Annotated in this window: 16 protein-coding genes; 15 read left to right on the top strand and 1 reads right to left on the bottom strand. The window is 54.2% G+C overall.

Going from position 1 to position 25,417, the window contains the following annotated elements; all coding sequences use genetic code 11:
- The 15 genes from J4E05_RS24010 to J4E05_RS23940 all read left to right on the top strand — a co-directional run.
- A partial coding sequence (locus tag J4E05_RS24010) for a bacterioferritin-associated ferredoxin (protein ID WP_503012366.1) occupies positions 1-309 on the top strand: 309 nt, incomplete at its 5' end.
- A 5-nt stretch (positions 310-314) separates the two neighbouring features.
- Positions 315-1,964, top strand: a complete 1,650-nt coding sequence (locus tag J4E05_RS24005) for a TrbG/VirB9 family P-type conjugative transfer protein (protein ID WP_349601035.1) — start codon at positions 315-317, stop codon at positions 1,962-1,964.
- Positions 1,964-3,688, top strand: coding sequence for a TraB/TrbI/VirB10 family type IV secretion system protein (locus J4E05_RS24000; protein ID WP_349601033.1), 1,725 nt, complete (start codon positions 1,964-1,966; stop codon positions 3,686-3,688). The genes J4E05_RS24005 and J4E05_RS24000 overlap by 1 nt, the downstream gene beginning before the upstream one ends.
- A gap of 3 nt (positions 3,689-3,691) precedes the next feature.
- Positions 3,692-5,959, top strand: a complete 2,268-nt coding sequence (locus tag J4E05_RS23995; protein ID WP_349601030.1) for a DUF2059 domain-containing protein — start codon at positions 3,692-3,694, stop codon at positions 5,957-5,959.
- On the top strand, positions 5,956-6,963 hold the full coding sequence (locus tag J4E05_RS23990; protein WP_349601027.1) for an ATPase, T2SS/T4P/T4SS family: 1,008 nt from the start codon (positions 5,956-5,958) through the stop codon (positions 6,961-6,963). The genes J4E05_RS23995 and J4E05_RS23990 overlap by 4 nt, the downstream gene beginning before the upstream one ends.
- Complete coding sequence (locus tag J4E05_RS23985; RefSeq protein ID WP_349601024.1) at positions 6,960-7,337, top strand: hypothetical protein; 378 nt, start codon at positions 6,960-6,962, stop codon at positions 7,335-7,337. Before J4E05_RS23990 ends, J4E05_RS23985 begins: the two co-directional genes overlap by 4 nt.
- On the top strand, positions 7,334-9,208 hold the full coding sequence (locus J4E05_RS23980) for a type IV secretory system conjugative DNA transfer family protein (protein ID WP_349601021.1): 1,875 nt from the start codon (positions 7,334-7,336) through the stop codon (positions 9,206-9,208). The genes J4E05_RS23985 and J4E05_RS23980 overlap by 4 nt, the downstream gene beginning before the upstream one ends.
- Positions 9,201-9,455 carry a hypothetical protein gene (locus J4E05_RS23975; RefSeq protein ID WP_349601018.1) on the top strand — a complete coding sequence of 85 codons (255 nt, stop codon included), beginning with the start codon at positions 9,201-9,203 and terminating at the stop codon, positions 9,453-9,455. The genes J4E05_RS23980 and J4E05_RS23975 overlap by 8 nt, the downstream gene beginning before the upstream one ends.
- Complete coding sequence (locus tag J4E05_RS23970) at positions 9,452-12,517, top strand: zincin-like metallopeptidase domain-containing protein (protein ID WP_349601016.1); 3,066 nt, start codon at positions 9,452-9,454, stop codon at positions 12,515-12,517. Before J4E05_RS23975 ends, J4E05_RS23970 begins: the two co-directional genes overlap by 4 nt.
- A gap of 79 nt (positions 12,518-12,596) precedes the next feature.
- The gene (locus tag J4E05_RS23965; RefSeq protein WP_349601014.1) at positions 12,597-12,956 is read left to right on the top strand and encodes a plasmid mobilization protein; all 360 of its coding nucleotides are present in this window, start codon (positions 12,597-12,599) and stop codon (positions 12,954-12,956) included.
- On the top strand, positions 12,953-16,099 hold the full coding sequence (traI, locus tag J4E05_RS23960; RefSeq protein ID WP_349601011.1) for a TraI/MobA(P) family conjugative relaxase: 3,147 nt from the start codon (positions 12,953-12,955) through the stop codon (positions 16,097-16,099). Before J4E05_RS23965 ends, traI begins: the two co-directional genes overlap by 4 nt.
- Positions 16,100-16,511: 412 nt before the next feature.
- Positions 16,512-18,005, top strand: a complete 1,494-nt coding sequence (locus J4E05_RS23955; RefSeq protein WP_349601008.1) for a hypothetical protein — start codon at positions 16,512-16,514, stop codon at positions 18,003-18,005.
- Between the two features lie 56 nt (positions 18,006-18,061).
- Positions 18,062-19,087: an OmpA family protein gene (locus J4E05_RS23950; RefSeq protein WP_349601005.1), complete on the top strand. Its 1,026-nt coding sequence runs from the start codon at positions 18,062-18,064 to the stop codon at positions 19,085-19,087.
- Positions 19,084-20,397, top strand: a complete 1,314-nt coding sequence (locus tag J4E05_RS23945; RefSeq protein WP_349601003.1) for an EH signature domain-containing protein — start codon at positions 19,084-19,086, stop codon at positions 20,395-20,397. The genes J4E05_RS23950 and J4E05_RS23945 overlap by 4 nt, the downstream gene beginning before the upstream one ends.
- Positions 20,394-23,606 carry a DEAD/DEAH box helicase gene (locus tag J4E05_RS23940; protein ID WP_349601000.1) on the top strand — a complete coding sequence of 1,071 codons (3,213 nt, stop codon included), beginning with the start codon at positions 20,394-20,396 and terminating at the stop codon, positions 23,604-23,606. The genes J4E05_RS23945 and J4E05_RS23940 overlap by 4 nt, the downstream gene beginning before the upstream one ends.
- A gap of 87 nt (positions 23,607-23,693) precedes the next feature.
- Here J4E05_RS23940 and J4E05_RS23935 read toward each other — a convergent pair whose 3' ends face one another.
- Positions 23,694-25,379 carry a DUF262 domain-containing protein gene (locus tag J4E05_RS23935; RefSeq protein ID WP_349600997.1) on the bottom strand — a complete coding sequence of 562 codons (1,686 nt, stop codon included), beginning with the start codon at positions 25,377-25,379 and terminating at the stop codon, positions 23,694-23,696.
- Positions 25,380-25,417: the final 38 nt, after the last annotated feature.

Here is a 25,417-nt window from a genome sequence, read left to right as displayed (position 1 = left end):
AAGGAACGCATTAGCAGCGGCGAAATCCGCGATGCGCTGGATCGCGGCGTGGTCAGATCGATTGATGTGGAAACCATCAACCGGGTTGCCAGCCTGACCGATGATTACAAGTTCGCCATCGATTTTATCCAGACCGACAGCATCAACGGTCGCCCGCTGGGCCGCCCGCAACGCCTGCGCGCCTACCTCTCGCTGATCACGCGCCCGCAAAAAGATGTGCCGGTTTCTGAAAAATACACCAATCCCTTCGGCCTTACCGTCACCGGCCTGGTCTTGCGCAAACGCAATCCGTCCGGTGCAGGAGAATAGATTTCATGAAAAACCGTCTTCGCAAATTCGCCTGGACTTTCGCAGTCGCCACGCTGCTGGTGGCGCTGGCTGCCGTCTTTGTCATTCACACGGCCCGTGCCCAGACTGCGGCTTTTACATCGTCGCGCCCGCCCATGCCGGGGCAGCGCCAGAATGCCAATAATCAGGCAAACACGGCAAACTCAAATGGCCAACAGACTGATGCTGCTGTGAGTGCCAGCCCGGCCCCGAAAGCGCCCACCATGCCGGTTCCTGATTCCGTCGTCAAACAGGCCAAGGATCAGGCCGAGGGCCGCTTTGGTCCTATGGTGCGCCCGCGCACCAGCGGGCAAATTCAGGATGCCTGGGATTATGCCGAGAAAAGCGACGGGGTTTATGTCACCGACGTTTGTGAAACCTGCACCTATCGGGTGCGCACACGGGAATATCTCGTCACCCTGATCGAGCTTCCCGCTGGCGAAGAGATCACCCGCATTGATGTCGGCGATCCGCGCAGCTGGTCGGTCAATAAACGCGATGAACGGCGCATTGCCATTCGCCCGGCCAGCTATGGCTATGACACTTCCATGATTGTTTATGGCGGGTCGGGCCATGTTTATCCCTTCTATCTGCGGGCCGAAGGCGTCAATTCCATCAACATGCCCGATCTGCTGGTGCGGCTTAAAGGCTCGGTTACCACCAAGGACGACATGACAGTGGCGATGCTCCGCCCGCAACAGCGGATGCGCTATGGCAGCGGGATGCAGCGCACCGCCTTGCAAAACGAGGCCGGGATTATCCTGCCCGATCCGGTTACCGGTCAATATCACGACATTCAGGAAATCCCGCTTGATGCGCAAGGCAATCCGGTACGACTGACCGGTCCCGATGGCATCTCTCTTGATGACACCGGCAATGCCTACCAATCGCGTGTTACCGGCTATTACCAGGGCCGTCCGATTATCGAGACATCCCCGACCGGTACGCCTGGCACTTCCCGGCCCGATCTGGTGGCGGGACGGTTTGACAGCGACGGCAATCTGATTGCACCGCTGTCCTATGATGGCACCCTGCCGGTTTATGCCGACAACGCCGGGCAAACAGATGCTGGCACGCCGGCTGGCAAAAATGTCTCTGGCCCGGGCGCGACCATTACCAGAACTCAAAACGGCACAATTACCAGTACAGGCCGGACATATAGCAACAAACCCGTCACGTCCGCATCAACCGGAACTGGCATGTCGCCAGGGACTTCCACAACAATCGACGGCGGATCTTCTGACATGACGGCCAAAAACGATAGCGCCGACAATCAGGAACTTGCCGCTGCGGTTCATGATCTTGGCGATACCGACCCCGGCACGCCGAAGGATGATTTTATTGCCGATGCCGGGTTTGATCCCAACAAGCTGCGCGGCTGGGGCGATTATGACCTGTGGGGTGACGACGAACTGCGCCCGGTCACGGTGTTTCGCGATGATTATTTCACCTATATCCGCTTTGGCGACCGCTGGAAGGATCTTGAACTGCCGACCGCCTATGTGGTGGTCGATGGGGTGGACGAGCTGGTCAATACCCGCATTCAGGGCCACACCTATATCATCGAAAGCACCCAGCGCCTGATCTCGCTTAAAAGCGGCAAGAAGTTCCTCTGTATTGAATATGAGGGGGACTGATGAGCACCGCATTTTGTGACATCGCGCTGGTTCTGGGCCTGACCTTTGGCGGCACCTGTGCTGATCCATCCGCATTCAAAACGCCGCCGCAACTCCCGGCGGATGACAAAACCGTGTGGGGCGTGCCAAGCGCCCCACCGGCACCGCCCAAAGCGCCCGAACCGGCTCCGAGCTTCCCGCCGGTCGTGGTGACAAAAAAGGTTTATATCGAGCGTCCGGCACCACCTCCCCCGCCTGCGCCAGCTCCGGTCGTGCAACCCGCACCGCCCCCAAAACCCGATCCTTACCGGCTGGCACTTGAGGCTGCCTGGGCGCAAGCGGTGCCGGCCAACTGGCAGATCGCCGGTTACAGCCAGCCTCCGGCGGCCCCGAGTAGCCCGGCACAGCGGGTCTCGCTCACACCCGGGCTGGGCGTTACACCGCAGCAAGACGATACATTGGCGGTGTTTGTCCCAGACATGGAACTGTCGAAAACCGGGAACGGTGCCGGTAACGCACACGCCCCCGCTGGTCACACGACAACAGGTGGAAACGCCACACTCACGGGTCCTTCTTCCCTGCCGTCTTCACCTTCAGGTCAGCCGCTTAGCACGGACGGAATGGTGCGGGTCGGCAGCAATGGCGCTATCCCCAACACACCAGCTACGCCCGATGCATCTGGCACAGCCGTCCGGCTGGAGCCGGGGATGGGGACGACAGAAGAACAGGCTCCCAATGTACAAGCTGGTGACATTCCGATGTCGCCGGATCAACCGGGCGGCATTCCCGGCAAGCCCGAGCAAGCTGGCCAGACCCAGACTCAGACCCAGACCAACCCTGCAAATGGGGACGCTGCAACGGTAAACGGCACAAAAGCGGCAACTGCCAACGGTCAACCAAACGGTACCGCGATCCAACCGACTAACAACGGTTCTAGCCATTCACCAGCAACTGCGACCAACACGAACGGTGCTTCTTCCGGTCCAGACAGTGCAAACGGTTCTGCCGCTGCCAGCAACCTTGCCGTGCCCGATCTTTCCAAAATGGACGAGGCTTCCCGCCCCGAACACATCCTCGATGCCAAAAAGATGGAGATCGAAGGCGATTATGAAGGCCCGCGCCGCACCTCGAGCCTGCCGGTCGATAACTCGCGCATTCTAACCGCCGACCGCTATATCCCGGTCCAGCTTGAAACCGGGATCAACAGCCAGGTGGGCGGTGAAGATACCGGCACGGTGGTGGTGCAAACCACGCGCGATGTCTTTGGTTATCACAGCCGGTTGGCGCTTTTGCCCAAGGGCTCGCGCCTGATCTGCAACTATATGCCGCCCGAAGATATGGGCAGTTCACGCCTCGCCATGCAGTGCGAACGGGTGCTGATTGCCGGGCACCGTGCCGAGATCCGCAACATCAAATCCCTTGTTGCCAATGCGCAAGGCCAGTTGGGGGCCTCGGGCGAGGTCGACCGGCGGTTCCTTGAACGCTATGGCAATGCCTTCCTTCTGACCGGGATCTCAACAGCGGTGCGTTATGCCGCTGCCTCGACCAAATCCGAAAGCAATGACGGCCAGGTCGCCACGGCGGCCTCGGAAAAAGCCGCCGAGGAACTGTCCAACAAGTTTGGCGAGATCACCGCCAACATCCTCGAAGAAACCCTCTCGCTCAAACCCATCATCACCATTCCCCAGGGGACGCGCTTTCAGATCCGCCCCTCGATGGACTGGTATATCGCCAAGGTGGAGTAAGTCATGAAACCCATTTTGCCTGTCTTGTTGTTTCTCTGCGCCGGGCTGGCCGCAACCAGCCTGCCCGCCCATGCCCAAAGCCCCGATGAAGATCTTGCTGCTGCCCGGGCTGCCGTCACACAAACCCCGTCCGGTCAAACTGGCGGGTTGGAAACCGATGATCCCGACATGGCCGCCATGGTCAAAAAGGTCAAAATCATCACGCGCAGCAAAAGTGCCACCGAACTTCCCGAGAACACCCCGATTGCCCTTGATCTGGGGCTGGTCGATGTGCCCGGGGCCGATAGCAAGCTGACCGAAGGGGTCACCGCCAAGGCCTATGCCCGCTATGTGAAGGTAGAAGAACAAAAGGTCGGCCAGCTTGTACTTTCCGGTGTCGAAAAGGATGGCCGGGCCGAGGCCCTGAACTCCGATGATTTTGTCGCCCAGTTCGCCCTTGAAAATGACCCCAAGCTCGACCCTGCCGCCCCGATCACCATTGAAGGCGATCAGAGCGAACTGATTGCAGCCCTCAAGCGTCTGGCTGTTGCCGGGGATGAGGAAACGGCCAGTAAAAAAGAAGTCGAAGAGGCTGGCGTCGGGGCCTCGGATGGTGCCGTTGCCTCCAATGCTGCCAGCAATCCCGATGCCGGGTCCTACACCACCCCGGGTGCGCTGGAGCTTGATGATACGCCGCAAACCTCAACCCGCATCACGGCGGAAGGCTGCAAGATGCGTATCGATCTTGATCAGCTTCAGGCGATCCAGCAAACCCGCATGGCCACCACCACCGATGGCGAAACAAGCTATGGCACCTGTGCCGATGGCGAGGAACGCTACAAGATCAATAAAAGCTATAGTGCCTGTTCCTATATCGAGGATCTGGATGCCCGCACCGCCACGGCGTCCTTCATCTATTATTACACCGATGGCTCGGGCAACCGGGTGGAACATGGCGAATGCCAGCCCGATCCCGAAGCCCGCTTTGACATTGTCGAAGACAGTTCGGCCTGCCGGGTCAGCCTTGATTATGACGCCGGCACCGTGATTACCAATGCCAAGCTGGTTTACACCAACCAGAGCGGCCGCAAAATCGAAGTGCGTGATTGCAGCCCGTCCGAAGACGTTGCCCCGGCTGTGATGTCAGCGACCAGCGAAGGTTGCGACATTCGCGATGATTTTGATGCCGGTGTCTCCTATCAGCGCCACAAATATGTCTATGAGCTGGGTGGCGTTTCCTACAGCACCGCCTGCACCGATAGCGGTACCGAATTTGCCCATGAAACCGTCTATAAAACCGATGGTGGCGATTATGTCTGCACGCCGCTGATCAACAGCAAAGACAAATCCGTCACCCTGCAAAGCCGGGTGCGTATCCTGGTCAATGGGCTGGAACAGTTCCGCACGGCCTGCACACCCGACACCACCAGCATGGACGTTATTGCCACCACCGAAGGCTGCGAGGATCCTGCCTATTGGACACACAGCCTGAGTGCCGGCCAGAGTTATGGCAGCGAGCGGTATTATTACTTCTATGATGACAAGCAGGAATTCATCACCGATTGTCAGAAAAGCGATCAGGTTTATACCCACCAGGTCGAGATTACCGGCTGGCAGCCCCATGATGACCAGCTTTTTGCCTATGCCCTGTCCACCGTCTATATCGATGGTACGCCGCAAGGGCGCTATAACATCAAGACCAGCGAAGTGCTGCCCGGCACCGCACAAACACCCTACACCTATGACGGCGAAAGCACCGCGCCAAACAGCGACGTCACCTATGAAGACTGCACTCGTTTTGCCGGGCAGGATCTGGTCAGGAACTATACCCGTCCCGATGGCACCAAATATGCGCTAACCGTTGGCGCTGCCGATCCGGTGGACCAGGGCAATGTCTGCACGGCACAGATTACCTGGGGGCCGGATACCCACGCCACCTATGCCCTGTCATCAAGCAATTATTACAATGCCGGCAATGTCTGCGGCACAACAACACTGAGCTTCAACTACTCATCGGGCGACAATGATTTTAGCGGCACCAATAGCACCGCAAACCATTGCGCCTTCACCGATGCCATCGGCACCAAAAGCATCCTGCGCGAAGATGGCGAAGTCATCGGTGAGCCGGTGAGCGCGAGCTGTCGGGCCACATCATCGGCCCCCTCCATCCGGAATTACCGTACCCAGAATGGCGGCCAGTCTATTCAGTTCCGGCCCTTTGGCCCCGCCTACCCGGCCCTGACAATCGCCATTAAAAGCCAGTGCATTGTCAATTGGGGGTGGCCGCTATGAACGCCATCAACCCGCTCTATAAAAACATCATGGCCCCGCTGGCTCGGTACTATGATGATCCCCAAACCGTCGAGGTCCGGCTCAATCGCCCCGGCGAGATCATTGTGGATCGCAGAGGCGAAGGCAAAACCCGTATCGTTGATGCCGCCCTTAGTCTCGCCGAGATCGAACGCATCTGTCGCAGTCTGGGCAACCAGCGTGGCCTGCCCTTTGACGGCGATACCCATCCCATCCTCTCGACCGCCCTGGAAGAAGGCCATCGTTTTGAATGCCTGGTCGGGCCGTCGGTACGAAGTGGGCTGAGCCTCGCCATTCGCTGCAAACATCCCTTCACCCCGGGCTGGGATCAGATTGTCCCGCCAGCCGGGAAAAACACCGGCGCACCGCTCGAAGAAACCCTGCCCCTTCACCGCATCGCCTGCGAAACCGAAGTCCGGGATGTTCTGACCGAGGCCATGCTGGGTGCCAAAAACATCATGATCTCGGGCGGGACCAATACCGGTAAAACCACCCTGCTTAACCTGCTGCTCTCAACGCTGGCCAATGACATCCGCGTCATTGCCCTGGAAGACACCATGGAGCTGGCCCTTGATCCCTTCTGGGATGGCAACGGCCTTTTGGCGGCGCGTGAAAGTTCCGCCACTACCGGCATGGTCGACTGGCGGATTCTGTTTGATCACGTCAATCGCATCACGCCCGACCGGGTGCTGTTTGGCGAGATTTCCACCAAAAATGCCTTTGCCGCCCTTGGCACCCTTAATGCCGGCACCACCGGTGTCACCTTCACCATTCATGCCACCAGCCCGCGTCAGGCCATTCATCGCAAGTTCGATCAGAACATTGCCTGGGCGGGCATGAAGATGGACCGCATCCCGGAGTTTTTGACCGAGATGATTGATCTTGTCGTTCAGATCAAACGCGGGCCGGACGGCTATCGCCGCATTACCGATCTCTGGCAGCCCGCCAATGACCATTACATCCTCAAGGATGGGAGGGCGGCATGAAGAAGATATATTCCGTCTATTGCGCCCTGATGTGCCTGTTTGCCGGAATGTGGGCGCTGCTTGTCTTTCTGTCAGTTTATGTCCTGCTTTGGATGGCAGCAAGATGGCTTTTCCGGCCCGGCCATACCCTGCTTAAAGACCATCCCACACTTCTCGATGAATTCATTGCATCGCGGGTTGCTATGGCGCTTGTCGCCATGCTTCTTGGCGTTCTCGCGCTTGGCATTGCCCGCGACCTGCCCGAGCTGGTCCCCCTCTCGCGCATGATCCATATCGCAGCCCTGTTCAGTGCCGCCTGCTGCGCCCTGATGACAGCATCGGGCGATATAGTTGCCGCGTCCCGGCCCCATAACGAGGAAGGGCATCCCTCATGACCGCAAAACTTTATCATTTTGCCATGTTCGTCGTCGTCCTTGGCATGCTGGCCGGCGTCATTGCCGACTGGCATGTTGTGGTCGGTTTTGATCCCCGCCATCTCGAATGGTGGCAGTGGCTGTATGCCACCCTCATTCATCCCGCCGGTCTGCCCGACAATATGCAAAACCCGGCCCTGGTCATTCTCGGCTCCGGGATGCTGGTCCTGATCGTGCTGGCCATCTTCTCGGCCCGGGCGCGCAACGATACGGTCTCGGGGACACGCAAGGGCAAGGAGCTGCATGGCTCGGCCCACTGGGCCACCTGGCGCGATGTTAAAAAGGCCCGCTTGCTCACCACCAAAGGGGTGGTGATTGGCGGCTTCCCGCGTTTCTTTGGCAAGGTGCGCGAACTGCGCCATCACGGCCCCGAACATGTGCTGGCCTTTGCCCCGACGCGCAGCGGTAAAGGGGTCAGCATTATACTCCCCACCCTGCTGTCATGGCCCGAAAGTGCTTTGGTGCTCGACATCAAGGGCGAGAACTACGCCAAGACCGCCGGCTGGAACCGTGATCAGGGCAAGACCGTGCTGCGTTTTGATCCCAGCAATCCCAACCGTGATGAAACGGTGCGCTTTAACCCGCTGGCCGAAATCCGCATCAACAGCCGGCGCGACATCGCCGATTGCCAGAACATTGCCAATATGGTGGTCGATCCCGACGGCAAGGGCATTGCCGGCAATTACTGGCGCGAGGAAGGCTGGGGCTGGCTTTCCGTCGTATTGCTCCATGTTTGTTACAAGGTGCAAAAGGAACAGCACCGCACCGCCAATTTTGATGATGTGAATATCTTTCTCTCGGGTATTAGCACCGTTGCCCCGCCCGACGGAGCCGTTGAGAGTGACGAGGACGATCCAACATCCTCCTCGAACGGCGATGACATGGATGCCGAAGACAATTTCGTCGCCATTTTGCAATCCATGGCCGCCTATGACCATGGCTTTGCCCATGTCAACAAGGAGGTCAAACGCGGGGCCAACAGCATGGCGATCAAGGCCCCGCAGGAACGCTCGGGCGTGCATTCCAATGCCAAAACCCAGCTCACCCTTTATGCCGATCCGATCATTGCCGAAAACACCGCGATCAGTGACTTTCGCCTCGATGATCTGATGAATGGCGATAATCCCGCCATGCTCTATCTGGTATTCTCGCCTGCTGACAAGGACCGGCTGATCCCGCTGATCCGCATCATGATGAACCTGTTCATGCGCCGCCTGACGGAAAAGATGGAGTTTGGCGATGGCGAGCAAAAGCAAGGGTACAAACACCGCCTGTTGCTGATGCTCGACGAGTTCCCGTCGCTTGGCAAGCTCGAGATCTTTGAAGAGGCCCTGGCCTTCATGGCCGGCTACGGCATCAAGGCCTACATCATCATTCAGAATATCGAGCAGCTTTATAAAAAATACGGCAAGGATGAATCGATCTTTGCCAACTGCCATGTCCGCATTGCCTTCACGCCCAACAAACTGCCGACCGCCGAGTTGCTGTCAAAGCTGGCCGGTAAACAGACCATTGTTCAGCGCAAACATTCGCGTTCGGGCAAGCCCGGATCGCAAGGATCCCACTCGGAAAACCTTCAGGAAGTCTCACGCGATCTTCTGACCGCCGATGAAATCATGCGGCTGCGCATGATCGATGTGGATCCTGACGGCAAGAAAAAACCGCAGCCCGGCGACGCCCTGATCTTTGTTGGCGGTCGTCCGCCCATTCTGGGACGCCAGAAACTCTATTTCCTCGATCCGGTTTTGCGCAGCCGCAGCCGGGTCCGTCCGCCGAAAATGACGCAATCCCTTCCCTCCCCCAACAGCTCACAGGAGACCAGCTATGTCTGACACACCGAAAATCCGTCCCGTCGAAACCGCCAACGCCCATCTTTCGGAAAGCGATTATTTCAAGCTGGCAACCGAAGCGGTGAACCGTGCCGGTGAAGACGGTCCGCTCCATGTTGATCCCGATGTGGCGGACGATATGGGCGCGTTTCGCGAAACCGCCCTGTCCGATCAGGACGCGCTCGATAGTCATTTTGACGGGCTTGAACCGACCGGGGATGACGATCCTGCCGGGAGTAATGTCCAATGAGCGAGAAAAAATCCTATCGCGACCAGGTGGTCGAAGAATTGCTCACCCATATCGAAACCGGTACGGCGCCGTGGCAAAAGCCTTGGGACCCGGGCAAGGTGCGGCTGGGGCCGTTTAATCCCGTCTCGGGAGCCAATTATCGCGGCATCAATGCGTTGTGGCTGGAGCTGCGCGGTCATGAAGACCCGCGCTGGATGACCTATCGCCAGGCCACACAGCAGGACGCCCAGGTGCGCAAGGGCGAAAAAGGCACCAAAATCGAATACTGGAAATGGACCGACAAACGCCCCGTGCTCGATGAGGACGGCAAGCCGGTCCTTGATGACAACGGCAAGGTCAAAAACCGCGAAGTCCGTCTTGATCGTCCCCAGGTCTTTCATGCCGTGGTCTTTAACGCCGAACAGATCGACGGGCTGGCCCCGTGGATTGCCCCGGAACCAACTTTCGAGCCGGTGGAACGGGCCGAGGAATTATTGCGCCAGGGCAATGTGCCAATCTTTCATGATCAGCGGGACCGCGCCTTTTACCGCCCGGCGACAGATCATATCCATCTGCCGCCGCAAGATGCCTTTGGCAGCCCATATGACTATTACGCAACCGCCCTTCATGAGCTTGGCCATGCTACCGGCCATCAATCCAGAATGGCCCGGGAGTTCGGCCCGTTTGGCTCGGAAGTTTACGCCAAAGAAGAACTGCGCGCCGAGATTGGCAGCTACATGCTGAGCACCGAACTGGGCCTCGGCCATTATCCGGAGCGCCATGCCAGCTATGTCAAAAGCTGGATGCGGGCCATCAAGGAAGATCGCAACGTTCTCTTCACCGCCGCACGCGATGCCGAAAACATCAAAAGCTGGATCATGGAACCGGACATGCGCGAACAGCTCAAACCGGTTCTGGCGCAAGACAAGCGCAAGGAGGCCGCCAACATGGTCACGAAAAACAGGATTGTACCCGAACACAGCGAAGACATCCCGGGCTGGAATGAAAAAGAGGTCAAACAGAACTGGCTGCTTCATGCAGGCCGGCTTGAAAACATGATCAACATGGATATCGAAAGGATGGTCGAGGCCAAAAGCGCCTTTGATCAGATCGATATCGCCGGACAAGGCTCTGACGATCCAACCCTTCGCGAGAGCGCAATACAGCACGAACAGGAAGCCTTTGCCCGCATGGCCAAACCGGCAGAGTCCTCCTCGCGGTGCGCCGAACTGCTTTCGGTAATGTATGACGCCCATCCCGATCAGGATCATTTTAAACCCCGTCGTCCTGACTGGTTCATTCCTGCCGAACAACGCACAAACGATCTGGCCAAAAGCCTCGGCACGGATCCGGCGCAGGGGGTTGCGGATCGGGTCTTTGAGCGGCAGGCGGAAAACACATCGGTCAAGATCAAATCAGACTGGATGCTGCATGCCGCCCGTCTTGACGGTCTGCCCGATGCCGAGGCCCGGGCCTTGAATGACGCAAAGGAGTCTTTCCAACGCATCGATGTCTGGTGGCAATATTCTGATGATCCCGACAAGAAAGACCGGTCCTTTAACCAGGAACGGGAAACCTTCACGACCATGGCCGAGCTCGCAGGCCGGTCTTCCAAACATGCCGAACTGCTCTCGGCCATGTATGACGCCCATCACGATCAGGACTATTTTAAACCGTTACGCCCGCAATGGTTCGTGCCGGAAGCACAGCGCAGCAGTGACCTGGTCAAAAGCCTTGGGGCTGATCCGGGACAGACGATGGCGGAGCGGTTTATTGCCGAGCAAAAACAGGCAAGGCAGGAAAGCCGGGCGGCAGCGCTGGCCGCAACGGCGGGACCAGCTTCCCATCCCAAAGAAGCTGTGGCAAATGATCTCGCCCCGGGGACAGAACCAAATACCTCGAAGAAACGTCATTATCTCAACGTGCCTTACAGCGAAAGGAACGATGCCAAGGCACTCGGGGCCAAATGGGACCGCCGGGCAAAGTCCTGGTATGTGCGGGATGATGCCGATCTCAAACCGTTTGCCCGCTGGAACGAACCGGCGGCTCAAAAACCGCAATCCCGCATGCGCCCGGAAGAAGAGTTTGCTCTCGCCTGTCGGGAAAACGGGCTGGTGATTGATGGCGCGCCCACCATGGATGGCAAATGGCACCGGGTCGCGGTTGAAGGCGACCGCAAGGGCCAGAAAAGCGGCTCCTATCGTGGTTTCATCGAGGGCATTCCGGCAGGCAATATCGTCAATTACAAGTCCGGGAACGAGCCGGTGAAGTGGGTCAGCTCAGCCGCCGAACGCAATCCCGCCGAGATTGAACGCAGCAAGGCCGAAGCCGCTGCGCGCAAGGCGCAGATGGAAGAAAACCTCAAGGCCCAATACAAGCAGGTGGCCAAACGCGCCTATGCCATGGTGCAGGGCGCAGATGCCGCCCCTGGCGATCATGTCTATTTGCAACGCAAGCAGGTGGGTGGTGAAACGCTGAAAGAAGACATTCACAACAATCTCCTGATGCCGATGACAAATGCCAAAGGTTTTGTCGAGAATGTCCAGGTCATTACGCCGGATGGCAGCAAACGCTTCCTCAAGGATGGCCGCAAGACCGGGCTGATGCATATGATCCCGGGCACCAACAAAAACAGCACAGGCCCAATCCTGATTGCCGAAGGCTATGCCACCGGCAAAAGCCTGAATATGGCCACCGGCCATCAAACCGCCATTGCGATGGATAGCGGCAATCTTGCCCCGGTCGCCGAAGCCCTGCAAAAGGCTTTCCCCGACCGCCCTTTGATCCTCGCCGCCGATGATGATCACGGGGTTGAAGCCAAACAGGGCATCAATCCCGGCATCAAGGGGGCGGAGCGTGCGGCGGCACTGGTGGAAGCGGCAGTGATTAAGCCCAACCTCTCCCCGGCAGAGAAACAGGCCGGCCTCACCGACTTTAACGATCTGCATGGCGCGCGCGGCATGGCGAGCTTCGCCAAAATCGTAAAGCAGCAGATCAAGGAACTGGGCCTGACACAAAAAGTTCAGAAAACCCGGTCCCTGCCTGCGCCCAAACAACAACAGCGCCAGCAAGTGGCAATGTAATCATCCGTTGGCATGACCGGCAGCGCAGGGATGTTGCCGGTCATCTCGCTTCGTTTCTCTCACGACAAAGAACGATCTCATGGCCACCACCCGCAACCTGGTTAAAACCTATCTTGATGACATCGAACTGGCCCGCCTTGACCGGCTGGCAGGCCAGTTACGCCTGAGCCGCTCCGAACTGCTACGCCGTCTTCTGATGAACAGAAAACTGCCCGATCATCGCACGTTTGAAGCCTCTCATGCCATACTTGACCTTCTCAAGGTCAATGCCGATCAGGCCCGTCTCGGCAATCTCTTTAAACTGGCCCTCGATGAACCGCTGAGCGCCGATCTGTTGGCCAAGTTTGATCAGCTGATCGTTGAGATCGAGGGGACCCAGAATGCGTTAAAAGACCTGGTGCGACAGATTGATCATTCCATCCGACATAAAGCCCAATGATTGCCAAAAAGATCCCCAAAGACCCGAAGGTCGCAGATAACTACAAGGAACTGGCCCATTATATCGCAGCGGCCAAGGAACCCGGGGAAAAGCTCGACCATTTCTGGATTGCCAATTGCGGCGCGGGCGAAAAACGCGAGGATCTCGATCTCGCCCTCGTCGAGATTGACGCGGTTCGGCGTTTGAAGCCTGACGTCAAGGACAAGTCTTATCACATGATTGTTTCTTTCCGCCCCGGGGAGAAAGAAAGACTATCTGAGCAGGACCTCAAGGACATTGCAGCATCCTATGCCAAGGGACTTGGCTTTGCCGAACATCAATATGTGGCCGGCACCCATATCAATACCGACAATTTTCATATGCATATCGCCTTTAACCGGGTGCATCCAGAAACCCTCCAGCTCGTTACCCCGTATCGCGATTTTAAAATCCTCGACCGGGTCTCGCGCCAACTCGAAAAGAAATACGGCCTGTTTGTGGATAACGGCATGGCGCAGCGTATGGATAACAGCGCCAAACTCTCCCCCTCCGCCCGGGATTATGAATCCCAAACCTGGCAGGAGAGTTTCCAAACCCATGTGCTTGGCCATCGTGATGCCATTCTGAAGCACGCCAGCGAGGCAAAGACCTGGCAGGATCTGCACGCCGCTTTAAGCGATTACGACATCAGGATTAAAAAGCGCGGCAACGGTTTTGTTCTGATGGGGCCGGATGGCCAGGGCATGAAGGCCTCGGCACTGGATCGCAGCATGAGCAAAGCAGCATTGGAAAAGAAACTGGGTGCGTTCAAGCCGCCAGTTGAGGAACACAAAGCTGCACTGGCAAAGCAATCTCGGCCGAAACGGCGCTACAAACGCCGTCCCACCCTGCGCCATCCTTCCATGCCGCCGCTCTGGCGCAAATATCTTGGCACCCGCAAACTGGTCCCGACCCACAGCACCCTGCTCGGTCGATCCCTCTCGAACTGGAAACTGTTTCTGATCAGTGAGGCCTATCGCGATCCGCTGGCCATGGTGTTCCTGATCGCCCAACAAGAGCTGCTTCACCTGGTGTTTGGCAATGACAGACCCACCCCTGTCACCAAACTGGCCAATCCGGCACTAGCCGCTTGGAAAGCTGCCGCGCACTGGGCCAAGGCCAAATCTCTGTCGTGGCTGTCAGAGACCCGTTCGACTGGTCGGGGCTGTCGCATGGATGACGAGGGCAATCTGCTGGTGCCGTTTAAGGATCACAACGGCCATATGCAAGCTGTGCGGCTTTATGCGCCAGATGGCAACATTATGGACATCGGCAACACTCAAGCGCGTGGCCTCACCCACCTCATTGAACCGAAAAAACAGATCGACAAAGGCCCTGTCATTTTTACCAGTGACTATGCCGATGCCGTTAAAATCCATGATGCCACATGGCGTCCAGTAATTGTTCTGGCCGATCCCAACGACATGCGCCAAGTGCTTAAAGAGCATCAAAGGCGATACCCGGACAGCAACGCAATCATTGCCGATCCAAACATCCCGCGCCATCCCAATGTGCCTTTTGTGTCCCTGCCCGATCAGGATGATGCGACCGTGATCCGCCGCGCTTTTGCCCATGCTACAGATGACAAAGCCTTCATGGTCTGGGATGCCTGCACCGACTGGGCCAAACCGGGCAATTCAAGCTGGCTGAAAGCCAACGACCTGCGCGGCTATGGCGTCAAGCTCGAAGCCAAAGGCAACATTGCCGTGCCACTGCGCGACCGCTCCGGTCGGATTGAAAACGTCATGCTGATCGACAAACAGGGACAACAGCGTCTGGTGATGGATACCGACCCAGAACACCCACTTGGCCATATGATTGACCCGCAACGACGGCGGGACAAGGACACGATCCTCATTGCCCGGGATTACGCCGATGGGGCCGCCCTGCATCGTGCGACCAACTGCCCGGTAATGGTGCCCGCCGAACCCGATGGCTGGGCCGCGCTGGCCGAACAAATCCTTCAGCGCAACAGTGATGCCCGGATTGTTGTGGCACTGGATGCCGTAGAAGGTACCGAGGACAACGAAAAGGCCGCAAAACTGGGCGTGCAGATCGTCCGGCCAGAAAGGGCATCCGCCTTCAAGGACTATGCCCGAAACGGATCCGCACGAAATGCGGCCCAACTGCTGGAACTGGGCCGCGCTCCTTACAATTTTGATCCCGGGAAATCACAATCGAGCTTTGTAAAGCTGCAAGATGCTGACGGAACCGAACGCACCCTCTGGGGTGTCGATATTGCTGACAGTATCGAACAATCAGGGGCCGCCAAAGGTGACTGGATCACGCTCGAAATTGCCGAGAAGAAGAAGGTTCAGGTCGAAGAACGTTATCGCGACGAAAAAGGGTTGTGGCAAAGCCGAACCATCGAGACGCATCGCAATGTCTGGAAAGCTGACATTGTGACCGACCCTGCGGTAGCCCCGACCATGGCGGCATTGCGCAATGAACTGGCCTCACCGGTTGGCGATGATGCATGGATCGCCTGGCAAAACGCTTACACACCGGACACGAAAACCATTGCAGAACGGCCAGAGATGGGCACGGCAAAAGCATGGGCGGGGTATCGCGTGGATGACGGCAAGGTTCTTGTGCCGCTCAGGGACGGCAGAAATCGTCTCTGTGCGATATACCGAATTGATAAAGACGGATCAGGTGAAACGTGGACCGGACGGGGTGACGACAAAGGGCAGCATCATGTCGTCGGGGGCAGCCTCTCCAGAAATCAGAAAGAGCCAATTCTGATTGCTGATGATCTGATCAGTGCCATCGAGCTTAACCGCCTGATGGGTAAACCGGTGGTTTGGGCGGTAAAGGCCGAGAATCTGAAAGCTGTGGCGGAAAACCTGCGGCGGTTTAATCCGGAGCGCAAGATCGTTATTGCGGCGACGGATGCGCCTATGGCGAAGGGAAATCGACCGATAGAGTTGGCACAGGAGGCGGCTAATGCCGTCCGTGCGACGCTAGTTGTTCCCCCGTCATCGCAACATGACAGGGCGCGAAATGTTACGTCGTTTGGGGAGATATTGCGTCACGGCAAGACAAGCCAAGTGGAGGAAACATTGTACAAGGCTGGGTTAAAATTCACTGTTTTATTCCGGCGAACACTAACTCAGCAGTTTTGATGTGAAGATCGTAATTATTCCAAGAACAATTGGTGGTTTATAAGTATGGAATCATAACGGTCCATATTTATAAACCATCTCAGACACCAATCATCCGATCAATGGGATAGATGATACTTTTCTCATCCTGATTCAGGCCTCGTCAACTCCGCAATCGGCGACTGTCAAGCATCGCTTATGGAATCACGAAAACATTGAATATAAAATTTTCAGGCTGCAGAAAAAAACATAGACGAACCGATGTACTTCTCTCACGACATTAGTATTGAGAGAATTTTACAATCATGCGTACAATCATGACTGCACATATAGTCACCATTCATTTACTTCTGATCGAGCTCGTCGAGGGGGGAATATCACTAAAAATGGCATCACAAGATTCCACACAAATTAATGTCCGCTCAGGCAAACGATGAACCTGATAAATCAAGCAATGGCGGCGGGAGCCAAGACCGGTGAGATAATTCTCTATATCGCCAACGGGATTGTTGCCGATTATTGGCCAGGACTTCTCAGCCTGATATTTTTTGCTGCTGCAGCGGTACTAGCGATATGCATCGGATACAAATCCCGCTCTTTTATTACTGCCTATAAAAATGCAATTATAAGCGTCGACAAAGCTGCATCCGGACATAAAAATTTGGATCTTGCCAGCCTTGAGGAAAAATTAAATTCACAGAAAACTCGCCCCGGGCACCTACTGGCTACTGCATTTAAGGAGTTCCGCGAAACTCTTCTGGAAATAGGTTCAGGCGATGAAACCACGGTAAAAAACGCAATCCGGCCATCTGCATTCCTGAACGCCGATGAGCTCGGTTTCTCGCTAAGGTTCTACCGCATTTTTCCCCCGCTGTTCGTATCCGTCGGCTTGTTCTTTACGTTTCTTGGTTTGGTTGCTGTGTTATCTTCCACAGCAGATATTCTGCCCCACAGCCAAACGACTGATCAAACGGCAACAATGAATGCCTTGCGCATCCTACTCGCCAAGGCATCTGCGAAGTTTACAATTTCCCTCTCAGGTCTGCTCTGCTCCATCCTGTTAAACTTTTGGCTGAAACTGCGTATTCACATAATCGAGAAACAGGCCGATGCTCTTACAACTAAACTTGAAGAGAAAATGGACTTCATCAGCCTTGAGGGATTGGCCGAGAAGCAGTTAAGGGCGGTCGAAGATCAAACATTAGACATGAAAGACCTGATCACAACAATGACTGTGGAGCTCTCCACGCCGCTGAAGCAGGTCACGAAGAGTTCCATGGATAATATCGACTCAATGGTCGAGAAATTGGGAGATAATATCACATCAGGATTAGGCGATGCCCTCACAAAATTTTGTGACCGGATTGAAACAGCGAGTACAGCTCTTGATACCATGGGTTCGAGCCTTCAGCAGGCGGCCCAGCAATTCGACAGCACCCTAAAAGCATCAACGCAAACCCTCGACACATCTGTCCAACGATTGGAACAGGTTAGTACGCAGTTAACTACTGCTGGCAAAGCTGTCGGAGAAGCCACTCCTTCCCTTCTAGAGACCATCAAGGAAACGAACAATCACAGCTTGAAAATTGCTGAAGGTTCGGTGTCGATGGTAAATGCAGCCAAGACAACCATCACCGAAGAAAAAGAAATTGTCACCGAAACGATGAACGCCCTCCGGGACCTTATCAGATCTTTCGAAAGCAGGGCCGCAGCCTACGATGGACAACTCGAAAAAGCATTCAAGACCTATCAGGACGAAGTGGCAAAAACCATCGACCGGCTGGAACGGCATGGCTCCGGCGTTCAAGATCGGTTCGTGGAAGCATTGGGTGTTCTTCAGACTGTAATTGAGAACGCCAAAGCCTTTGAACCGGAAAGCATCACCAAGTCAACGAATGAAGGTGATCCCAAAGAGGTTGAAACGTGAGACACCCTTTTCGTCGTCGGCGTGGAGAAGAAGAGGAGGAATCGGTCTTTATCTCGATGACCGATATGACAATCGGCTTTCTATTTATTGTCATCATCCTTCTTGCTTTTTTCGCCACGCAAATCTCGCCAGGTGAAACCGTACCGAAACAACTGCTGGACGAGCGAGACGACCAGATCGCCATAATGCACCAGCGACTACTGCTTTATGACGAACTCGTAAAAAACACCGATCAGAACGTGATTGGCACCCTTCAACAGCAAATTCAATCGCTTACTGTCGAGAAGCGAAAACTGCTAGCACAACTCCAGCAACGAAATACGTTATTGACCAACTTGCGCGAGGATTTGGATGTTGGCCCAACCGACGACCTGCGGCGGAAAATTCTAGACCTACGCGCGGAAATCGAACTACTGCATGAATTACTCCGCGAAAAAGAGACGGAAAACCCTATAGCCCGCTACAACATTCTCGCGTCATCCGAACTGGCGTCATTGCTGAATCGTATGCGCAGCAGGATCAAAGAAATTGACGACCAAATCGACGTTGAAATTTCACTAAAACAAGATGCCCTGCAATTTCGCGGCGACGGGTTGTTCGCACGCGGGCAACAGAAACCGTCACGGGACGGTCGTAAAAAAATGCAGGAAATTGCAGCTATATTAAGCACGGAGATCGGTTGTTTTACAGTTGATAACGCAGCCATGACCGAAAGCTGCAATCCAAACGCTACTATTATTGATGCGATTCAGATCGAAGGTCATACCGACAGCGATGGGAACGATATTTACAATATGGGGCTTGGAGCGGGCAGAGGTGCATCAATTTATAATGTGATGATTTCGGCACATCCAGTGCTTCTAAAATTTCGCAATCTTCAAAAACAACCCATTTTTTCCGTGGCTAGCTACGGCGAAGGACGTCCGATTGCTAATGAGGCAATTGACGGCGGAAAAGATGCCAACCGTCGGATAGATATCCGCTTCATCATGTTCTCGCCAATTACAGAACAAGCCATTCCTCGAAATATCAAAGACCTAACCCGTGTTCGCGACATATTGGCAAGAAGGGTTGCAAGATGAGCCTCGCTGATCTTCTTGTCTTAAGTCCAGAGTTCCGAACCCGGTCCTTCGATATGGTTCCGTTAGAAACCGCCGTTACGAAGATCAAACGCGCTTTTCCGGACGTTGAAACAAAAATCCCTAACGATACCGAGACAATAGTGCAACGTGTAGCGGCGTCAGCCCGCACCGCCAACTGGCAAGCAATTTCTACCGGAGATGTTGCCATTGCACTGCTCGCGTCTTTGTTAGAAGAACTCCCTATACCCAACGACCTCCAAACGTTTCTGACTGCAGAAGCAATAGCGACAACCAACCCGCGTCTGCTCGATGCCATAGCACGGGCATATCTGGAAACATGGTCGAGCGGTTCAACAAAGACATCCCATTTACACCGCCTGCTCATAGCCCGCGCCGACAAATTACCCAATCGTTGGCAGAACTTGTTTCTCTCATGCCCCGAATTTCTGGATATTGAAGCTGGTCCTCAATTAATTGGAAATCGAATGGCGACCGTTGTAAACCCGTACCATTGGTTAATCAAAGAGGGCCTCCCTGCACCACATGGGTCAGGCTTCATGGAATCAGCCCACACAGCATTTCTAGCACAAAACCCGAACCCTAAGACCATTCCAGCTCTCGATAAACTCCTGTCATGGGCAGCACCTGCCGACGCGGCAAAGTTGGATGACAAACGCTCGGCTGAAGTAATTGACTGCATTCTGTCTCCCTGGACAACAGCATCATGCCCTCCCGACTATCGCGAAACGTGCATTGATCGACTAATCACCCTGTTCGGTGATCCAAGGCGCGACAACCCTGCATTCTGGAATCTCGTTGCGGCACCTCATCGGCGTGTTCTGAATAAATGGTTGGCGCGCAAGAGCATGGAAGCCATGTTCCAAGTGGTTACAGAAGCGGAGCAGGACACACAAAACAACAACCATTGGCCTGGTCGGCGGCGTTTCTGGATGAGCCTTTATGAAGACGGCCGTATAGACGAAGCGTGGTTCGCACTTGGCGATGACATTATTCCAATAGCGAACAAGCTGCATCAACGCACCGGGGATAAATCCTACCTTAGTTTTGGCAGACAGATACCGCGCAAAGGAACCTGCCTATTATTCATAAGGATCGGCGAGAAGATTTTTGTCGAGGGTTCACACAATTTCAGGATCCATGCCTTTCCAAACCCGATACGCCCAACCCCGCAGCTCTATGCCTCAAGCTACAATATAAACGAGATCTTGCTTCCCAAGCCTCACGCTGATGCGCGCGTACACACTGGTGATTGGAAAGGCTGGGTCAGAGACAGGATCAAACAAACATGAACCGGTTCCAATTCACAGTAGACACGAATGGAAGCCTACTGAGCGTTGCGCAAGAACGAAAAGGCCTGATGGATCGGTTTCGGCGACGGGAACGTGTTGACTTCGATAGCTTGAAGACATCGGATCGCGTGTTCGCTATCACTCTTGCCCGTATCAGAGGATTAGATCGGGATAACAATCATCATCGATTTGAAGCGGACACCTTGTTCCTTGACCATTGGTTGCTTTCGAGGATGGACGACTTTTCTGCCAGAGTATTGGGCTTGCCCCCCCGATTATCAGGCTTTGATTTCCATGCGGCTACATCTGCCACTGTAGGAAGCAAACGTTTTGCCCTCGAATGGTGGTGGGAAAAGGGCGGGCGTCAGGTTCAATTAAACCGAATTGGGTCGGTAGTCCAAAGCGGCTCTATACGTATGCGGCTGCCGGCACCAATTTTCGACGCGATTGAGTTGTCAAAATCCTTTAACAGCTCCGCACCGCTGCCGGAGCATTGGGATGCCCTGGCACGTTTCCGTAACGCTATTGGTATGGTCGAGGACGAAGGTGCTCAACCCGAAGGGTTTTTAAAGCATATCGAAATTGTCTCTTGCGACCGGGTTGGACTTTCCATCGACGAAACCAACCCATCTTCTTTTGCCCCAATCCCCTTCACTTCAAGCCAACTTGGCGAAGAAGACCTTGCATCAACGGAAAGCTCCCCCCTCGCAGGAGACGAGCTTGAAACTTTCAAACAAGAGGCAAACAAAAAAGGCGCTCAACCCGCCTATAAAATTAGCAACAACCGCTATCTGATTCTGGATCGATCTGCGATGCCCGTGGTCGACGTGATCTCACGGCATGCCGCCTTTTCCGAAGAAGAGAAGCTCAACTTCCTCGAAAATGCCGAACAAATCATTTTTGAGGCAATAGAAGATGCGCTCCGTCAAGACGGGAAACTAAACGAACTTACATCCCCTCAAGACCAGGTCGAAGCAGTTGAGTCCGCCTTCAAATCAGCTTGGGCTGAGACACGCGAATGGGCCGAGCGTGTGATTGAAATCCGCAAGTGGAAAAAGCCTGAAATAGCAGTAACAGATGGCAGCGGCACCAGTTGGCTACCAAACGATATCGACGCTGCCCTGGGCGAGCTTCTCGGTACAATTCCCGACGAGGATTTAAAAGAACTGGTCTCAGCCTTGGTAAAAGCCATTGCAAAAAACCGGCCAACCGTACCAACAGCCTATGGCGATATTCCCGCTTTACCGCTTGTATATGAAGCCCTAAAACGCCGCCTTGAACTTTATCTGGCGCGCAAAGAAAGCACAGTTCCTAACGACGAGGTAACTGCCTTTCTACCGGTCACCCACGACAATTTCTGGGAACTTCAGTTTCGCGAACGGTTACGGCAACGTCCCCAGACCCTGAACTCAAATATGCCCGCTGCAGTCAAGCAAAAGCTGCGTCCGTATCAAATTGAAGCCTTTCACTGGCAAGTAGAAGCATGGCAGGCCGGCCTGCCCGGCATCCTGAATGCCGACGAACAAGGGCTGGGAAAGACACTGCAAACTTTATCCTTCCTGACATGGTTATCGATCGAAGGGATACTGAGTGGGGCTATACCCAATCGCCCAATCCTGATCGTCGCACCAACTTCATTACTCCGGAACTGGGAAGAAGAGATTAGAGCCCATCTGGAGCCCGGACTTTGGGGTGGTCCCGTACGGCTCTATGGACCAGAACTGCGACAATCGCGCAAAACCGATGTCAGAGGCCGCGATATACAGGATGGCCATGCAAGGCTCGACTTCACTGAACTTTACCAGGGCAACACGCCACGCATAGCAATCACGACTTACCAGACGTTAGCGAACTATGCTGTCAGCTTCACTGAAAATCAGTTCTCAGTAGTTGTCTTCGATGAGATACAGAACGTAAAAAATCCGGCCACACTCCGAGCTGTCGCTGCTAAAGCGGTCAATGCCGACTTTCGGATCGGATTAACGGGAACACCTGTTGAGAACGCAACACGCGATTTATGGGCTGTAATGGACCAGTTGTTTCCGGGGGCACTTGGGGCACTCACTGATTTCCGAACGACGTTCGATACCCCCAAGGCAGGAAATATGCGCGCCCTTCACGCAGCTATCTTTCAACCCCAGGCGGGAAACCCCAGTCTTGGTCTGCGACGAACCAAGGAAACAGTTGCCCGCGAGCTACCGACCAAAACGCGGGTCCTTCACCCCCGCATTATGCCGCCGGTGCAGGCTTTACGCTACGATGAGGCACGTCGGCCCGGTCAAACCTTGTTTGGGCTCCTTCATCATATCCGCCGAACCTCGCTGCATCCAGGGCTGATCGAGGGCGAAGCACCGGATAGCTTCACTCATTCGTCGGCCCGGATATCCGCAGCGATGGATATCCTCACCTGCATCAAGAACAAAGGCGAGCGCGCCCTGGTCTTCGTTGAAAGCCTTGATGTGCAACACTGGTTCGCGGAATTAGTAAAAATCGAATTCGCCCTAGCCCGCGTGGACATTATCAACGGTTCCACACCGATTTCGCAACGTCATGAGATTACCAAGCGGTTCCAAAGACATCTAGACCTCGACGAGGGGTTCGACGTCCTCATCCTCGGGCCAAGAGCTGCGGGTACAGGCTTGACCCTCACCGCAGCCAACCATGTCATTCATCTCACCCGCTGGTGGAACCCAGCGGTCGAGGAGCAATGCAACGACCGCACCCATCGTATCGGCCAAACGCGGCCCGTGACGATCCACATTCCCCTTGCCATACACCCACGTCTGCAACGCGGTTCGTTCGACTGTCTCTTGCAATCTTTGATGCGTCGAAAACGGACGCTTGCTGATAGTATCCTATGGGGACCTGAAAGTGATGAGAGTGAATTGCTCACGCTATACGAGGCGATTATTACAGCTGATGAAGCAAGCGATGAGACGAACGCCTCTGAAGGCCTGACCCTTAATGGGTATCCTAGCCTACTCGCAGAGGAAATTGATCACAATACGCTCAGAATAAGCCCTCGCAGCGGAGGAGCGAGCGTTATCGTTACGACCGAACCATTAAGGATCAACAAGGAGACTCTCTCAGGCACCGATGCTGCTGTCGTTCTGCTGGCAAGCACAAAGGATCGTTTTCCTCTCCTCGACGCCCCCATATCTGTATTAGGAGGAGACAAACTATGGCCAGAGTTTGTTCTGCCTGAATGAGGCCATCTCAAAAAAATGTCCACACCTATTGCTGATGTTGCTCAAATTCAGATTTCCCAAACAATCAAATGGAAATGCGGTCCCACTTCAAACACTCAGTAGCCACTCGCGCTGAAGAGTTTTTATCAACTCATTCTGCCGCCCTTTTAAAACATCAAGCGTCCATTCCGGCTGATTAAGAACTTGGGATGTGAGCGCAAAAGTTGCGACACCTTTTTTTTGAAAATATTCAGATTTTTTACGCCCAAAGTCGAAGTTCTTTGCTTGGGAGTTTTTGTGTCGTGAAAGCAGAACCAAATTAGCAAGCCTGTGAGTCCAGAAGTCTCGCGTTTCTTGATCTGGAAACAATTTCAGCCATTCAGAATTGGCATTCGGATTCTGAGGCAGTACATGCTCGATGCTAAGAACCTTATGGTCGTAAGATACACCTCCGTCAGACAACAAACTATCTAGCCTGAGCAACAAAGGCATCCGAACACGAGTTTGCAAGTAAATAGGACTGTTCAAGGCGCCAAGTATAGAGAGCTTTTCGTCCTCAGTTAGCTGAAGTGGGGCTTCTTTTACGTGGATATCTTCGTTATTTTCTATTGCACGCAGCACATTTGAGTATCGATTGATTCTTTGGTTGATGTTTGCTCTCAGAATAAACAAACCATACGCTAATCTCTCCAAGTCAATCGTAAAACGAACCAACTTATCGCGATCATTTCGGTGCTTCTCAAAGAAAGAGACTGCGGGCGGTACCCAGTCGTAATTGTCTAACCTAGCGAGGTAGCCCAAGTACCTGTTGACGATTTCTGCATCCGCCGTACTCTCATATGCAGCATAAGAAACGGTCTGGTAAGCCTCCGCATAAGGCACAAGAACATCGTCAATAAATTCCTTTCCATTTTTGATCTTAAGAACACTTTCTCGGAACTCGTGATTCAGATTTCCCCTAGCCTTGTTTTTGGCAAAGATCATACGAACATGGGAAAATAAATCCCTGAAATCTTCTCTTCCCAGTTCTTCTTCAATTTCTTCCCACTGATCGTTATATTTTTCTCGGATTTCTTCAGGCATGGCACCGATAATATCGGCTTTTAATATATCAGTTGGGGAAAGATCTAGCCCTCGATCATTCATTACCGAGAAGACTCGGTAAGCGGACTCCTGATCCGATGCAGAAACGACTACCAAAAAGCATCGTTGCAACAGAAACATCGTCAGGCGATCACGCAGATCTTGTTCAAACTTCGAGAGCTCAGCATAAAAGTGCCTAGCGTTTTCATAAATACGTTTCTGACTGTCAGTCATACCAACGCTGTCTTTCTGAAGAAACGCAGTTAGTTTCCCCGCTACTTGTACTGATTTTCTGAAGAATTCGCTATCGCGATTACGCAATGTCAGTCGAAAACGATCTTCACTACCTGCAAATTTATCTCCCTTTTCACAGATATATTTGTCCAGGTTCGACTTTGAACCAATGTCTTCACAATGCTCTCTAAGAACAGCAATCAAAATTGTAAGTGTGGTAAGCCGCTGTTGGCCATCGACAACCTCTGCACGAGGATGAAGAAGATCTTTGATAAGCACGATACTGCCTAAAAAGTAAGGTGCTACTTCCTCAATCTTCTCATCTTTTCCCATGGTTCCTAGCAGATCATCCAACAACTCTCCTGCTTGCTCTGTCGTCCAGGAATAAGGTCTTTGAAAGGCAGGAATTTCGAACAAATAGTCATCGCTAAAGATACGCTTTAGCTCCTGTTCTTTGGCTTCAATTGTCTGCTTCAATTAAAAAACCCCACTTCATTTATGTTGTTAGTCAACAC

It is taken from the genome of Thalassospira sp. NFXS8 (assembly GCF_040148805.1).
GTDB lineage: Bacteria > Pseudomonadota > Alphaproteobacteria > Rhodospirillales > Thalassospiraceae > Thalassospira.
Note: the sequence above shows the minus strand (reverse complement) of the source record. Positions and strands in the feature narration are given on the sequence as shown.